At 46.7% G+C, this 15,163-nt stretch carries 15 protein-coding genes; all 15 read left to right on the top strand.

From position 1 onward, the window contains the following. The first annotated feature begins 4 nt into the window (after positions 1 to 4). The 15 genes from fliM (at position 5) to R7F07_RS01665 (ending at position 15,160) form a co-directional block, all read left to right on the top strand. Positions 5 to 1,051, top strand: a complete 1,047-nt coding sequence (gene fliM, locus R7F07_RS01735) for a flagellar motor switch protein FliM (RefSeq protein ID WP_005380478.1) — start codon at positions 5 to 7, stop codon at positions 1,049 to 1,051. 58 nt (positions 1,052 to 1,109) lie between these two features. Continuing rightward, the gene (gene fliN, locus R7F07_RS01730) at positions 1,110 to 1,520 is read left to right on the top strand and encodes a flagellar motor switch protein FliN (RefSeq protein ID WP_005380479.1); all 411 of its coding nucleotides are present in this window, start codon (positions 1,110 to 1,112) and stop codon (positions 1,518 to 1,520) included. 1 nt (position 1,521) lies between these two features. Next, positions 1,522 to 1,935 carry a flagellar biosynthetic protein FliO gene (gene fliO / locus R7F07_RS01725; protein WP_005380480.1) on the top strand — a complete coding sequence of 138 codons (414 nt, stop codon included), beginning with the start codon at positions 1,522 to 1,524 and terminating at the stop codon, positions 1,933 to 1,935. Then, positions 1,922 to 2,791, top strand: a complete 870-nt coding sequence (gene fliP / locus R7F07_RS01720) for a flagellar type III secretion system pore protein FliP (protein WP_104979599.1) — start codon at positions 1,922 to 1,924, stop codon at positions 2,789 to 2,791. The genes fliO and fliP overlap by 14 nt, the downstream gene beginning before the upstream one ends. Before the next feature lie 24 nt (positions 2,792 to 2,815). Further along, positions 2,816 to 3,085, top strand: coding sequence for a flagellar biosynthesis protein FliQ (gene fliQ / locus R7F07_RS01715; RefSeq protein ID WP_005380488.1), 270 nt, complete (start codon positions 2,816 to 2,818; stop codon positions 3,083 to 3,085). A gap of 8 nt (positions 3,086 to 3,093) precedes the next feature. Next, positions 3,094 to 3,876 carry a flagellar biosynthetic protein FliR gene (gene fliR / locus R7F07_RS01710; protein WP_005384463.1) on the top strand — a complete coding sequence of 261 codons (783 nt, stop codon included), beginning with the start codon at positions 3,094 to 3,096 and terminating at the stop codon, positions 3,874 to 3,876. Between the two features lie 3 nt (positions 3,877 to 3,879). Continuing rightward, positions 3,880 to 5,010: a flagellar biosynthesis protein FlhB gene (gene flhB / locus R7F07_RS01705; RefSeq protein WP_005380490.1), complete on the top strand. Its 1,131-nt coding sequence runs from the start codon at positions 3,880 to 3,882 to the stop codon at positions 5,008 to 5,010. 210 nt (positions 5,011 to 5,220) lie between these two features. Beyond that, the gene (gene flhA / locus R7F07_RS01700) at positions 5,221 to 7,320 is read left to right on the top strand and encodes a flagellar biosynthesis protein FlhA (protein WP_025998722.1); all 2,100 of its coding nucleotides are present in this window, start codon (positions 5,221 to 5,223) and stop codon (positions 7,318 to 7,320) included. Between the two features lie 28 nt (positions 7,321 to 7,348). Continuing rightward, positions 7,349 to 8,866 carry a flagellar biosynthesis protein FlhF gene (flhF, locus tag R7F07_RS01695; protein WP_031780894.1) on the top strand — a complete coding sequence of 506 codons (1,518 nt, stop codon included), beginning with the start codon at positions 7,349 to 7,351 and terminating at the stop codon, positions 8,864 to 8,866. Positions 8,867 to 8,880: 14 nt separating this feature from the next. Continuing rightward, a complete protein-coding gene (locus R7F07_RS01690) occupies positions 8,881 to 9,768 on the top strand; it encodes a MinD/ParA family protein (protein WP_005380498.1) in 888 nt (295 codons plus the stop codon). Then, on the top strand, positions 9,761 to 10,495 hold the full coding sequence (locus R7F07_RS01685) for an RNA polymerase sigma factor FliA (RefSeq protein WP_005380499.1): 735 nt from the start codon (positions 9,761 to 9,763) through the stop codon (positions 10,493 to 10,495). The genes R7F07_RS01690 and R7F07_RS01685 overlap by 8 nt, the downstream gene beginning before the upstream one ends. Positions 10,496 to 10,540: 45 nt before the next feature. Continuing rightward, a complete protein-coding gene (gene cheY / locus R7F07_RS01680) occupies positions 10,541 to 10,909 on the top strand; it encodes a chemotaxis response regulator CheY (protein ID WP_017635949.1) in 369 nt (122 codons plus the stop codon). Positions 10,910 to 11,027: 118 nt separating this feature from the next. Next, positions 11,028 to 11,768, top strand: a complete 741-nt coding sequence (locus R7F07_RS01675) for a protein phosphatase CheZ (RefSeq protein ID WP_005380502.1) — start codon at positions 11,028 to 11,030, stop codon at positions 11,766 to 11,768. Between the two features lie 9 nt (positions 11,769 to 11,777). Next, positions 11,778 to 14,018 carry a chemotaxis protein CheA gene (locus R7F07_RS01670; RefSeq protein ID WP_017635948.1) on the top strand — a complete coding sequence of 747 codons (2,241 nt, stop codon included), beginning with the start codon at positions 11,778 to 11,780 and terminating at the stop codon, positions 14,016 to 14,018. Between the two features lie 29 nt (positions 14,019 to 14,047). Further along, complete coding sequence (locus R7F07_RS01665) at positions 14,048 to 15,160, top strand: protein-glutamate methylesterase/protein-glutamine glutaminase (RefSeq protein WP_171342814.1); 1,113 nt, start codon at positions 14,048 to 14,050, stop codon at positions 15,158 to 15,160. Positions 15,161 to 15,163 lie beyond the last annotated feature (3 nt).

Genomic DNA, 15,163 nt, shown 5'->3' with positions numbered 1-15,163 from the left:
AAACGTGACCGATCTATTAAGCCAAGACGAAATTGATGCGCTATTGCATGGGGTTGACGATGTTGATGACGTCGATGAACCGATAGAAAACGACACTGAGGGGGCCGTCAATTTTGATTTCTCGTCGCAAGACAGAATCGTACGTGGTCGAATGCCGACGCTCGAACTTATCAACGAGCGCTTTGCACGGCACATGCGTATTAGTCTGTTTAATATGCTGCGTAAAACGGCAGAGGTGTCGATCAATGGCGTGCAGATGATGAAGTTTGGTGAATACCAGAACACATTGTACGTGCCAACCAGTTTGAACATGGTGCGTTTTCGTCCGTTAAAAGGCACTGCGTTGATCACCATGGAGGCTCGTTTAGTCTTTATTCTGGTAGAAAACTTCTTTGGCGGTGATGGTCGATTCCACGCCAAAATCGAAGGCCGCGAATTTACCCCAACGGAACGCCGCATCATTCAGTTGTTACTGAAAATTGTATTTGAAGATTATAAAGAAGCGTGGTCGCCAGTGATGGGGGTAGAGTTCGAATATCTCGACTCTGAAGTAAACCCAAGTATGGCAAACATTGTCAGCCCGACAGAAGTGATTGTCGTGAGTTCCTTCCATATAGAAGTTGACGGCGGTGGCGGCGATTTTCATGTCGTTATGCCTTACTCCATGGTTGAGCCTATCCGTGAACTATTGGATGCAGGTGTTCAGTCCGACAAGATGGAAACGGACGTTCGCTGGAGCTCAGCACTACGTGAAGAGATCATGGATTGTCCGGTTAACTTCCGCGTGAACTTGCTCGAAAAAGACATTTCTTTGCGTGATCTCATGGAGCTGCAACCGGGCGATATCATCCCGATTGAAATGCCAGAACATGCGACGATGTTTGTAGAAGACCTACCGACCTATCGCGTAAAAATGGGTCGTTCGGAAGACAAATTAGCGGTGCAAATTTCTGAGGAAATTGAGCGCCCACATGTCGTCAAAACAGATTTAGCTTTCTTAGGTAAAGACATCATGTCCGAGCTTGAGAGTGAAGACGATATAGACCATTAAGATACCTTATTAAACAGACATGCTATGGCATGAGTTAGGCGTAACACAGGATAGAAAAATGGAACCAAGTGACGATCAAAAGCTAGCAGACGAATGGGCAGCCGCTCTTGGCGAAGACCCGTCTGCCCCTTCTGTAGACGTAGATGAAGTATTGGCTGCGCCACTGGAAGAGCTAAAAGACACTTCAAGCCCAATTAGCGAAGATGAGCGTCGTAAACTCGACACTATTATGGATATCCCGGTGACGATTTCGATGGAAGTCGGTCGTTCTCAAATTAGCATTCGGAACCTGTTGCAGCTTAACCAAGGTTCGGTTGTTGAGTTGGATCGTCTAGCCGGTGAGTCGCTCGACGTATTGGTTAACGGTACTTTGATTGCTCACGGCGAAGTCGTGGTCGTCAACGATAAGTTTGGTATCCGTTTGACGGATGTGATCAGCCAAACTGAACGAATTAAGAAGCTGCGTTAAGATGAGTCGTTCAATCAAAATGCGATTGAAGCAAATCACTGGAGCACTGAGCTTAATGCTAAGTGCTCCTTATGCATTCGCTGCCGCACCAAATAATCTGGATCTTGCGACGACACTTGGCTCGCTTGTGCTTGTAATCGGCGTGATTCTTTTGCTGGCTTGGTTGCTGAAACGTATGCAAGTGCCAGCGATGGGACAACAAAAGGGCTTGCGTATAGTGAGTCAGTTGCCAGTGGGTACAAAAGAAAGAATCGCAGTAGTTCAAGTGGGTGAAGAACAGTTTTTGGTTGGGATTACTAGCCAATCGATCCAAACTTTAGCCAAGTTAGATAAGCCACTGAAAGAGGAAGAGTTGGCGACCAATGCTTTTGCGACTCAATTTAGCCAGCTGATCAAAAAACATGACAAAGGGTAATCCAATTCGTTTGCTCCTGAGTACGTCGTTACTTTTTGTCGGCGTGCTGTTTTCTTCATTTACCTTTGCTGAAGCAGAGGAGTCAGCGCTGCCAGATAACTTAGCCGATGGAAGTGGTGTTACAGTTCAGGCTATGCAAAGTGATACTGGTGCTAGCCGTGCTATGTCCGTTTCTAGTGGCGGTGGTATTCCAGCATTCACCATGACCACGAACCCTGATGGCAGTGAAGACTACTCGGTTACACTACAAATTTTAGCGTTAATGACCATGCTTGGCTTCTTGCCTGCCATGGTGATTCTGATGACCTCGTTCACTCGAATTGTGGTGGTGATGTCGATATTGCGTCAGGCAATGGGTTTGCAACAAACGCCTTCTAATCAGGTCATTATTGGTATTGCGCTGTTTTTGACCTTTTTTGTTATGTCTCCTGTCCTGAACGAAATCAACGACAAAGCTGTTCAGCCTTATTTGAACGAGCAAGTTACGGCGCGAGAAGCGTTTGATGCTGCACAAGCGCCAATGAAAGCATTTATGCTTAAGCAGACCCGAATCAAAGATTTGGAGACGTTCGTAACCATGTCAGGAGAGCAAGTCGAGAATCCAGAAGATGTGTCGATGGCGGTGTTGATTCCGGCTTTTATCACCTCAGAGCTAAAAACTGCATTCCAAATTGGCTTTATGCTCTTCTTGCCGTTTTTGATTATTGACCTTGTAGTCGCTTCGGTACTGATGGCAATGGGTATGATGATGTTGTCACCAATGATTGTTTCGTTGCCGTTCAAGTTGATGTTGTTCGTATTGGTCGATGGTTGGAACTTGATACTCTCGACACTTGCGGGCAGCTTTGCCCTTTAGATAAGCGCAGATAGAGGATAAGACATGACACCAGAAATGTTTGTCGAGCTTTTCCGTGAAGCACTTTGGATGGTGCTTATCATGGTCTGCGCTATTATCATCCCAAGCTTGCTGATCGGCCTTGTAGTTGCGATTTTTCAAGCTGCGACATCCATCAACGAACAAACATTGAGCTTCTTACCGCGTTTGATTGTCACGCTTTTGGCCCTGATGCTGTTTGGGCATTGGATGACGCAAATGTTGATGGAATATTTCTATGGCTTGATTGAACGCTTACCTCAGGTGCTTTATTAGAGGCGCCTATGGAGTACCCCACTAGCGTTGTCTTAGATTGGATCGCAAACTACTTCTGGCCCTATGTTCGTATCTCATCCATGTTGATGGTGATGACAGTAACCGGGGCCCGATTTGTTTCGCCAAGAATCCGCCTTTACCTCGGTTTAGCCATCACTTTCGCTGTCATGCCAGCTATCCCCGCCGTACCTCAAGACATTGAGCTACTCTCGTTTCGTGGCTTCATGACCATTGCCGAGCAAATGATCATCGGCATAGCGATGGGTATGGTTACTCAATTTATGATTCAAACCTTTGTCCTGCTGGGTCAAATATTGGGTATGCAATCAAGTTTGGGCTTTGCTTCTATGGTCGATCCCGCAAATGGTCAGAACACGCCATTGCTTGGTCAGTTATTCATGTTCTTAACGACAATGTTTTTCCTTGCCACCGATGGACACTTAAAAATGCTGCAATTGGTGGTGTTCAGTTTTAAAACTTTGCCGATTGGCTCCGGCTCGCTCAACGCGGTTGATTTCCGTGAAATGGCAGGCTGGCTTGGTATTATGTTCCAAACTGCATTGAGTATGTCTCTATCCGGCATTATTGCACTACTGACCATTAACTTGTCGTTTGGTGTAATGACCCGTGCCGCACCACAGCTGAATATCTTCTCGCTTGGTTTTGCTTTTGCTTTGATGGTGGGTCTATTACTTTGTTGGTACATACTGGCTGGTCTATACAGTCATTATGAAATGTTCTGGACAGTGGGTGAGGCGCAGATTTGTCGGCTTATTCGCTTGGAGTGCTAAGATTTGGCAGAATCAGACGGTCAGGAACGCACCGAAGAAGCCACGCCCCGACGGTTACAACAAGCCAGAGAAAAGGGGCAGGTCGCTCGATCTAAAGAGCTTGCATCAGCATCTGTGCTGATCGTTGGCGCCATTTCATTGATGTGGTTTGGCGAGGCGTTAGCACGTTCATTGTTTTCCATCATGAGCCGTTTATTTGATCTTCAACGAGAAGAGATTTTCGATACTGCAAAACTGTTTGATATCGCTTTGGGCGCGATGAGTGATTTGTTGTTCCCACTATTTTTGGTGTTAGCGACATTGTTTACCGCCGCCATGATTGGAGCAGCAGGTGTGGGAGGAATCAGTTTTTCTGCCCAAGCGGCCATGCCCAAGCTGTCGAAAATGAATCCGCTTAGCGGCTTAAAGCGAATGGTTGGAATGCAAAGCTGGGTAGAGTTGATCAAATCAATCCTTAAAGTGGTTCTGGTCACTGGTGTCGCCATCTATTTGATCCAAGCATCACAGGCCGATCTGATTCAATTGAGCATGGATGTGTATCCGCAAAACATCTTCCATGCTTTAGATATTTTGCTGAACTTTATTTTGCTGATCAGTTGCTCGCTATTGATTGTGGTTGCCATCGATATTCCATTTCAAATTTGGCAGCACGCCGATCAGTTAAAAATGACCAAGCAAGAAGTCAAAGACGAATACAAAGAGACTGAAGGTAAGCCGGAAGTGAAAGGCCGTATTCGTATGTTGCAAAGGGAAGCGGCTCAACGTCGAATGATGGCGGACGTTCCTCAAGCTGATGTTATTGTTACTAACCCAGAGCACTTCTCGGTAGCGCTTCGTTATAAACAGAAGACAGACCGTGCGCCAGTCGTGATCGCTAAAGGTACTGACCACATGGCGATGAAGATTCGAGAAGTCGCCCGCGAACATGACATTACGATTGTGCCCGCACCACCTTTGGCTCGTGCGTTGTACCACACGACAGAGCTCGAGCAAGAGATCCCCGATGGGTTATTTACTGCCGTCGCTCAGGTTTTGGCATTTGTATTCCAATTGAAGCAATACCGAAAACGAGGTGGACAGCGCCCGAAAATTCAAGATTATGATTTGCCAATCCCGCCCGAGCACCGTCATTGATACGAAAAGCGGTAAAGCCTTAAAAAAGCTCGTTTGATCAAAATCTAAGCTCTATTTGAGTGTTTAGTCATTATTTTGGCGCTAATTATGGTACATAGATTGCTTAAAACGCTTTAATTATCAACCCTACCTAAACTTTTAGGCTAAAGCGGTCGCGTATTAATAGTAAGAGCTTACGTGACGCTTCAATCGATTGAGATCTCTCGCAGTATGAAGTTAAGCCTGCCGTTTGCAGATAAATTGCCACGAATACCTCAACGTGAAATGCCAGCTATTGGTGCTCCGGTGATGGTTTTGGCCACCCTAGCGATGGTGGTACTGCCGATTCCAGCATTTTTGCTGGATATGTTCTTCACCTTTAACATCGCGCTGTCGATGGTGGTGTTGTTAGTGACCGTTTACACACGTCGCCCTTTGGACTTCGCTGCTTTTCCAACGGTATTGCTGATCGCCACGTTGCTCCGCTTGGCTTTGAACGTTGCCTCGACTCGTGTCGTCTTACTGCATGGTCATGAAGGCGGTAATGCGGCAGGTAACGTAATTGAGGCGTTCGGTAACGTCGTTATTGGTGGTAACTACGCGGTCGGCCTAGTGGTTTTCCTCATCTTAATGATCATCAACTTTATGGTGGTGACCAAAGGTGCGGGTCGTATCTCTGAGGTAAGTGCTCGCTTTACGCTTGATGCGTTGCCGGGTAAGCAAATGGCGATTGATGCCGACTTGAATGCCGGATTGATAGACCAAGAGCAGGCAAGAGTTCGTCGTTTTGAAGTGACCAAAGAAGCGGATTTCTATGGCTCGATGGATGGTGCCTCGAAGTTCGTAAAAGGTGACGCGATTGCCGGTATTTTGATTCTGTTTATCAACATCGTCGGCGGTCTGTCGATCGGTATGGCGCAGTATGGATTGGGTTTCGGTGAAGCGATTGAAATCTATACCTTACTGACAATCGGTGATGGTTTGGTCGCACAAATCCCATCGCTATTGCTGTCGATTGCAGCGGCAATGATGGTGACGCGCCAAAACACCGATGAAGACATGGGGGAACAACTGGTCTTCCAGATGTTCGACAACCCAAAAGCGCTGATGATTACTGCGGCTATTCTTGGTGTGATGGGCATCGTACCGGGCATGCCACACTTTGCGTTTTTGAGCCTGGCAGTCGCGGCCGGTGCAGCGGCATATTTCATCGACAAACGGCAGAAGCAGAAAGCGAAAGAGCCCGCTTTACCAGCAACAGCAGACGAAGGTACAGAACCTTCCTCACAGCGCGAACTGTCTTGGGATGACGTCCAGCCAGTCGATATTATTGGCTTGGAAGTCGGTTATCGCTTAATCCCTTTGGTGGACAGAGACCAAGGTGGGGAACTGTTAGAGCGCGTAAAAGGCGTGCGTAAAAAGTTATCGCAAGATTTTGGGTTCCTAATTCCAGCGGTTCATATTCGTGACAATCTTGAGCTGACCCCAAACAGTTACCGAATTACATTGATGGGGGTTGCGGTGGGCGAAGCAGAGATCCGTCCGGATCAAGAGCTAGCGATTAACCCAGGTCAGGTGTATGGCATGATTGATGGTGAACCAACCATTGACCCTGCTTTTGGACTGGAAGCCGTATGGATCCGAGAAGATCAGCGTGAGCACGCGCAGGCTCTGGGTTATACGGTTGTTGATTCATCAACGGTATTAGCGACGCATCTGAGCCAGCTATTGACCAACAACGCGTCACAGCTAATTGGCCATGAAGAAGTAGAGAATTTATTAGAAATGTTGGGACGCAGCGCGCCTAAGTTGGTCGAGAACTTTGTTCCTGACCAATTACCATTAGGTGTGGTGGTGAAAGTCCTACAAAACTTGTTAAACGAGGCCATTCCAATCCGCGATATTCGCACGATTGTTCAAACTTTGGCTGAGTACTCAAGTAAGAGTCAAGAAGCTGACATATTGACGGCAGCAGTTCGAATTAGTCTTAAACGTCTAATTGTTCAAGAAATCAATGGTATAGAGCCTGAGTTACCAGTGATTACTTTGATACCTGAACTGGAACAAATATTGCATCAAACTATGCAAGCATCAGGAGGCGAATCCGCGGGGATTGAACCGGGACTCGCTGAGCGATTGCAGTCTTCACTAAGCCAAGCGACACAGGAACAAGAACTGAAAGGCGAACCTGCCGTTCTGCTTACTTCTGGTGTATTACGCTCGACGTTGGCGAAATTTGTGAAGAACACAATACCTAATCTCCGGGTACTGTCTTACCAAGAAATCCCGGATGAAAAACAGATCAGAATTGTGCAAGCCGTGGGTAACTGATCTCACGCATCATTAATGGATTCATAGTTTGAAAATAAAGCGATTTTTTGCCAAAGACATGAGAACGGCACTGCTCCAAGTGAAAGAGGAGTTAGGCGCGGAAGCGGTGATCATGTCAAACAAGAAAGTGGCTGGTGGAGTAGCGATTGTTGCGGCGATAGATAGTGAATCTAATCCGCCTCAAGCAAGCGCAGCGTCACAGCAAAATCGCGGTGCTTCTCAATCGAATCGCTATAACGAACATCGTCAAATGTCATCGTCTTCTGCTGATCGTTACCAAGATCGTCATTTAGATGAAGATAAAATTAGCCTGAACAGTAATAACAGTAACAATGAAAAAACAGGCTCAATGACGCAGCGATTCGCTAATATGCTTAAGCAATATAGCGGTGGTGCAGCAGATACTGACGACCACGTAGCGGAAAATGAAGATTCGCTCTCTGCTTTGCTGCAACGCCAAAATAAGCATCGCGACGGCTACAACCAAGAAAAGCCAGCGCCATATCAACCAGATTCACCTTTGGCGAAGCTAATCGCACAGGACAATCGATTTGAACGTCCGACGCCCAAGCTGGACCCGACGCGCTATGACCGACGTCGCCCAAGTGATGAGCGTGACGAATCGGCCGATGAGCTAGAAAGCATGCGCGAAGAGATGACGTCAATTCGTCGTCTGTTGGAGCACCAAGTTTCTGGCCTGATGTGGCAAGAAGTAGAACGCCGTGAGCCTCTAAGAGCGATGCTGATTAAGCGCTTAGAGCGAATGGGCGTTTCTCCGGAGTTAGCAGACCAGATGGCCTGTTACATCCCGGAAGATACAAAGCCAGCGCGAGCGTGGAAAGCGTTATTGTCGCTGGTGGCGGATCAAATCAATATTCCTAAACAGGACATTTTAAAACGTGGTGGCGTAGTCGCATTGTTGGGTCCGACGGGGGTTGGGAAAACAACAACCGTAGCGAAACTCGCAGCACGCGCAGCCATGGAATACGGTGCCGACAATGTGGCCCTTGTGACAACAGATACATATCGCATAGGTGCACATGAGCAACTCTCAATTTACGGAAGAATTATGGGTTGTCCCGTAAGAGTTGCTAAAGATTCTAACGAGTTAGCCGATGTTATATATCAGCTAAGAAACAGAAGACTGATTTTGGTCGATACGGCAGGGATGGGGCAGCGAGATGTGAGGCTTTCCGAGCAGCTCGACACTCTAATGCAAGAGAGCGGGGAAGTGATTCACAGCTACCTTGTTTTGCCGGCTACCGCACAACGTCGTGTTCTACAAGAAACGCTGGATCACTTCCGACGTATACCACTTTCGGGTTGTATTATGACGAAGCTTGATGAGTCATTAAGCCTAGGCGAATTCATCAGTGTAGTGATTCAAAACGCAATGCCAGTAGCTTACATCGCTAATGGTCAGCGCGTACCAGAAGACATTGTGATAGCGCAACCAAAATATATGCTTGCGAAAGCAAATGAACTGTTAGAGAAGTCGACAGAGAACGAACCTCACTTTTGGAACAGTGACAGTGAAGGACTCTAAGGCGGCGGACTACTATGACTGAGAATATGATACACGATCAAGCAAGCGGCCTCCGTCGCTTAACACAACCATCGTTGACCAAAGTGATTGCTGTTACTGGCGGCAAAGGTGGTGTGGGGAAATCAAACGTAACACTGGGTCTGGCGATTTGTATGGCTCGCCAAGGCAAGAAGGTGATGGTTCTCGACGCTGATTTAGGTCTGGCCAATGTGGACGTGATGCTCGGAATTCGTGCAAAACGTAATCTAGGACATGTCTTAGCGGGTGAATGTGAGCTAAAAGATGCGATTGTCGAAGGGCCTTATGGTATAAAGATAATTCCTGCAACTTCTGGCACACAGAGCATGACAGAGCTTTCTCACGCTCAGCATGCCGGACTCATCCGAGCATTTGGTAGTCTTGAAGACGAAATGGATGTCCTGCTGATTGATACCGCTGCTGGTATCTCTGACATGGTAATCAGTTTTTCGCGAGCAGCTCAAGATGTGGTTGTAGTTGTGTGTGATGAACCGACGTCAATCACAGATGCCTATGCATTAATCAAGCTGTTGAGTAAAGAACACCAAGTTCAACGCTTTAAAGTTGTAGCAAATATGGTCAGAAGCTACCGTGAAGGGCGAGAATTGTTTGCAAAGTTGACACTAGTCACAGAGCGATTCTTGAATGTTAGCCTTGAACTCGTAGCATGTATTCCATTAGATGATAAAGTACGACAGGCTGTAAAAAGACAAAAAATTGTCGTTGATGCGTTCCCACGCTCGCCTGCCGCTTTAGCTATCAGCTCACTAGCAAACAAAGCGTTGACGTGGCCACTACCGAAAACACCAAGTGGACACTTGGAATTTTTTGTGGAAAGGTTGCTAAATCGTACCGAATTCGCAGAGGACCCTTTTGGTGAATAAAGCGATAACCTATGACCAACATGGCAAATTTAATAGCCAGCAGGCGTTCATTGAACGTTATTCAGTGTTGGTTAAGCGCATTGCCCACCACCTACTAGGCCGTTTACCGCCGAGTGTTCAGGTAGAGGATTTAATTCAGGCCGGCATGATCGGTCTTATCGAAGCTCAGCAGAATTATGATGGTTCTAAAGGTGCGAGCTTTGAAACTTATGCAGGTATCCGTATTCGTGGCGCAATGTTAGATGACATGCGTAAAGGCGATTGGGTACCGCGTTCTGTTCATAAAAATAATCGAGAGATTAACCAAGCGATTGCGGAGCTGGAAGGCGAATTAAATCGAGATCCTACTGATTCTGAAGTAGCCACGCATCTCGGTATGACACTGGATCAATATCATAGTGCTCTTACCGATATCAACTGCTCAAAATTAGTCGGTATTGAAGATTTAGGCGTTTCTGATGATGTGATTTCACCGGCGGATGAAACCGATGACAGCAACCCATTCAAAGGGGTAGTTGATGAATCATTTCGAAAAGCACTGGTTGAATCAATAAAACAGCTTCCAGAGCGTGAAGCTTTGGTTCTTTCGCTTTATTATGATGAAGAACTCAATTTGAAAGAAATTGGCGATGTGTTAGGCGTAAGCGAATCTCGCGTAAGTCAAATACTGAGTCAAGCGATGCAACGTTTACGTACCAAGCTCAGTGCGTGGACACAAAATGACTAAAAACACTGATTTTACGATTCAGTGGAGGCAATTTTGAATAAAAACATGAAGATCCTTATTGTTGATGATTTCTCAACAATGCGCCGTATTGTTAAAAACCTGCTTCGTGACTTGGGTTTCAATAACACTCAAGAAGCGGACGATGGTTTAACCGCATTACCAATGCTGAAAAAAGGTGACTTCGATTTTGTTGTAACTGACTGGAACATGCCAGGTATGCAAGGCATCGATTTGCTTAAACACATCCGCGCGGATGCAGAACTTAAGCATCTGCCAGTTCTAATGATCACGGCTGAAGCGAAGCGTGAGCAGATCATTGAAGCTGCTCAAGCAGGTGTAAACGGCTACATTGTTAAGCCATTTACTGCTGCAACATTAAAAGAAAAATTAGATAAAATTTTCGAGCGTTTATAACTCTCTCTTTCTCTTTGTTATTCGAGTCATTCATACCAATTATTAAATACCTATTAAATGACTCGTTTAGCGTTTTCAAAGTGATAAGAAGAACTAAACGTAAAAGGGTCTATTCAGAATGATCTCACTAGAGCAGGCGAAGTCACTCGTTCAAATGCTAGAAAACGGGGAACAAGACCAAGCCAATATGCTTGTTGCCTCGATCTACGAAGGTGCCGATAACCCAATGCTGCAAGAAATTGGAGCGTTAACTCGAGACCTTCACGAATCACTCAAGCAGTTCAGTCTCGATCAGCGCATGACCGAAATTGCGAAAGACGAAATCCCTAATGCTAGGGATCGTCTCAATTATGTGATCGAGAAGACAGAGCTTGCAGCCAACAAAACAATGGATGCGGTCGACTGCTGCCTTCCTATCGCTGACAACCTGCATGATTGCCTTCTAAAAGTTCGTCCTCAATGGAATGAACTCATGCACGGGCGCATAGAATTAAGCGAATTTAAAGCACTGTGTCACCGAATCGACGGGCTATTAGTGCAAGTCGAAGGTGACAGCACTGAATTGCGCGGCCAATTGACCGAAATTCTCATGGCGCAAGACTTCCAAGACCTAACTGGCCAAATCATTCGCCGCGTAATTACGTTGGTTAATGAAGTTGAAGGCCGCTTAGTGGAAATCCTAACCGTATTCTCTGGAAATAAACTTGAAGAACATATTCAAGTTTTGTCAGAACCGGCAGATAAAAAGAATACACAAACAAGCGAAGCCGAAGGCCCGATTCTTCATCCAGAACTGAGAGAAGATGCGGTTTCATCGCAGGACGAAGTCGATGACTTGTTGTCCAGTCTTGGATTTTAAAGGTAACGTATGAGCTACGATTTAGACGAAGATATTCTTCAGGACTTTCTCATTGAGGCTGGGGAAATTCTCGAGCTGCTTTCTGAGCAGTTGGTTGAATTGGAAAATAACCCAGAAGACAAAGACTTACTTAATGCTATTTTCCGCGGGTTTCATACCGTAAAAGGCGGTGCCGGCTTCCTTTCATTGGCAGAGCTAGTCGATACTTGTCATGGTGCGGAGAACGTGTTCGACGTTTTACGAAACGGTCAACGCACGGTAACGCAAAACTTAATGGATACGATGCTAAAAGCCTTGGATACGGTTAATACCCAGTTCCAGGCTGTTCAAGATCGTGAGCCGTTAGAAGCTGCGGACCCTGAGCTTCTTGAAGAACTTCATCGTCTATGCAAACCTGAGTCAGAAGATGAAGTAGCGGCAACCGTAGTTGAAGAACCAGTGGCTACTCCAGAGCCTATTATTCCCGAGCCTATCATCGAAGAACCTGCTGCGCCGTCAGCACCATCAAGTGTCGGCTCTGTTGATGAAATTACCCAAGACGAATTCGAAAAGCTACTTGATGAGCTTCATGGTAAAGGTTCAGCGCCAGGCGCCTCAATGTCTGCGACATCTACAACGCCATCTGAACCGCCTCAATCGAGTGCGCCATCAGTTGAAAGTGGTGATATCACTGATGATGAGTTTGAACGTTTACTCGATGAACTGCACGGTGTAGGAAAAAGCCCTTCTACGGCAGAGGCTGCTGCATCTGCATCCGTACCAGTAGAGCCACCTAAAGCGGCAGAGCCTTCCGCTCCAGTGTCATCTTCATCAAATCAAGACAGTGACTTAATGACGGACGAAGAGTTCGAAAAGTTACTCGATGAGCTACATGGTTCAGGTAAAGGTCCAACGCTAGAAGAATTGGATATGGCAACGAAGCCTGCTTCAGCAAACGTAGAGCAAAGCCCTGCGAAACCTGAGCCTGTTGCTAAGCCAGCACCCGTTCAAACAGCGCCAGCACCAAAGCCAGAATCTAAACCAGTCGCCGTAAAAGAAGAAGCTAAAGCACCAGCGGTTAAAAAACCTCAGGCTGAAGCAACCGTTCGTGTTGATACCTCGACGCTTGATACCATCATGAACATGGTGGGTGAGCTCGTATTGGTTCGAAACCGCCTATTAAGCCTTGGTTTGAATAGCGACAACGAAGAGATGTCCAAAGCGGTCGCTAACCTTGATGTGGTAACTGCGGATCTACAAGGCGCAGTAATGAAAACGCGTATGCAGCCAATTAAGAAAGTGTTTGGCCGTTTCCCGCGCGTTGTCCGTGACTTGGCTCGTAACCTAAATAAAGACATCGTGCTAGAAATGCGCGGTGAAGAAACCGATCTCGATAAGAACCTTGTAGAAGCATTGGCCGATCCGTTGATTCACTTGGTACGTAACTCGGTTGATCACGGTATTGAAATGCCAGACGCACGCGCGAAGGCCGGCAAATCACGCACAGGTAAAGTGATTTTGTCAGCATCGCAAGAAGGGGACCATATTGAACTATCCATCGTAGATGATGGTGGCGGTATGGACCCGAACAAACTGCGTGGCATCGCGGTGAAGCGTGGCATGATGGATGAAGATGCGGCGGCACGTTTAACAGATAAAGAGTGCTTCAACCTTATCTTCGCACCTGGTTTCTCAAGTAAAGATAAAATTTCTGACATCTCTGGTCGTGGTGTGGGTATGGACGTGGTTAAGACGGCGATCAATACCTTAAACGGTTCAATCGATATCGATTCTGAGCTAGGCAAGGGCACTAAGATTACGATCAAAGTACCACTAACGTTAGCGATTTTACCGACTCTGATGGTTGGTGTTGGCGGTCATCCGTTTGCTCTACCACTGGCTTCGGTGAGTGAAATTTTCCACTTAGATCTTAGCCGTACAAACGTGGTAGATGGTCAGCTGACGATCATTGTACGTGAGAAATCTATCCCGCTATTTTACTTACAAAACTGGTTAGCATCCAAATCGCAAAACGTCCAAGAGCGTACTGGTCACGGTCACGTGGTGATTGTACAGATTGGTAACCAACGCGTTGGTTTTGTTGTGGATACGCTTATTGGTCAAGAAGAAGTGGTTATTAAGCCACTCGATAATCTATTACAGGGCACTCCAGGTATGGCTGGTGCGACAATTACTAGCGATGGCCACATTGCATTAATTCTAGATGTGCCTGATTTACTTAAGCGATACGCTGCGGCTTCACGCCTTTAAGCAAAGCTGACGTTATTAAAAGGAATAAGATGGCGATTAAAGTACTAGTCGTTGATGATTCGAGTTTTTTCCGACGTCGCGTGAGCGAAATCATCAACTCAGAATCGCGCCTAGAAGTGATTGACGTTGCGGTAAATGGTAGAGAGGCGGTTGAGAAAGCCAAATCTCTCAAACCTGACGTCATCACGATGGATATTGAAATGCCAGTGATGGATGGCATTACAGCTGTACGTGAAATAATGGCCGCTGCTCCAACGCCAATTCTAATGTTTTCGTCCCTGACCCACGACGGGGCGAAAGCTACGCTTGATGCGCTAGATGCGGGCGCATTGGACTTCTTACCGAAAAAGTTTGAGGACATTGCGCGTAACCGTGAAGAAGCGGTGTCATTACTTCAACAGCGTGTGATTCAGATTGCCTCGAAGCGCGCTTTCATGCGTCGACCTATCGCTCGCCCAACAGCGAGTACCAGCACGACTACTCGATCATTAGGTTCAAGAACGGCTTCACTTGTGACTCCAACACCAACTCGACCTGCTGCGACAAAGTACCGTGCTTCTGGTAAGAAGTATCAACTGACGGCAATTGGCACATCAACAGGTGGCCCCGTTGCTCTACAAAAAATTCTGACGCGTTTGCCGATGAACTATCCGCATCCGATTGTATTGATTCAACACATGCCAGCAACGTTTACTGCTGCGTTTGCCAGTCGTTTGAACACCTTGTGTAAGATTCAAGTGAAAGAAGCACAAGATGGCGATGTGTTACAGCCCGGTGTGGCATACCTTGCACCAGGTGGGAAACAAATGATGGTGGATGGACGAGCGGGCGCTGCTCGTCTTCGCATTATTGATGGCGGCGACCGCATGAACTACAAACCATGTGTGGATGTGACTTTTGGTTCTGCCGCAAAAGTATATGGCGACAAAGTGCTCTCTTTAGTGTTGACAGGCATGGGTGCAGACGGTCGTGAGGGCGCTCGCATGTTGAAGTCTGCAGGCTCAACAATTTGGGCACAAGATGAAGAAAGTTGTGTTGTTTATGGCATGCCCCAAGCGGTTGCTAAAGCAGGCATTTCTTCAGAAGATTTACCGCTTGACCGCATTGCTGAACGCATGTTGGTGGAAGTTGGCCTAGCTTAGGAT

The sequence above is a fragment of the Vibrio sp. YT-16 genome (genome assembly GCF_033337405.1).
Classification (GTDB): Bacteria; Pseudomonadota; Gammaproteobacteria; order Enterobacterales; family Vibrionaceae; genus Vibrio; species Vibrio alginolyticus.
The sequence above is the reverse complement of the archived record's forward strand: the minus strand, read 5'-3'. Positions and strand labels throughout refer to the sequence as shown.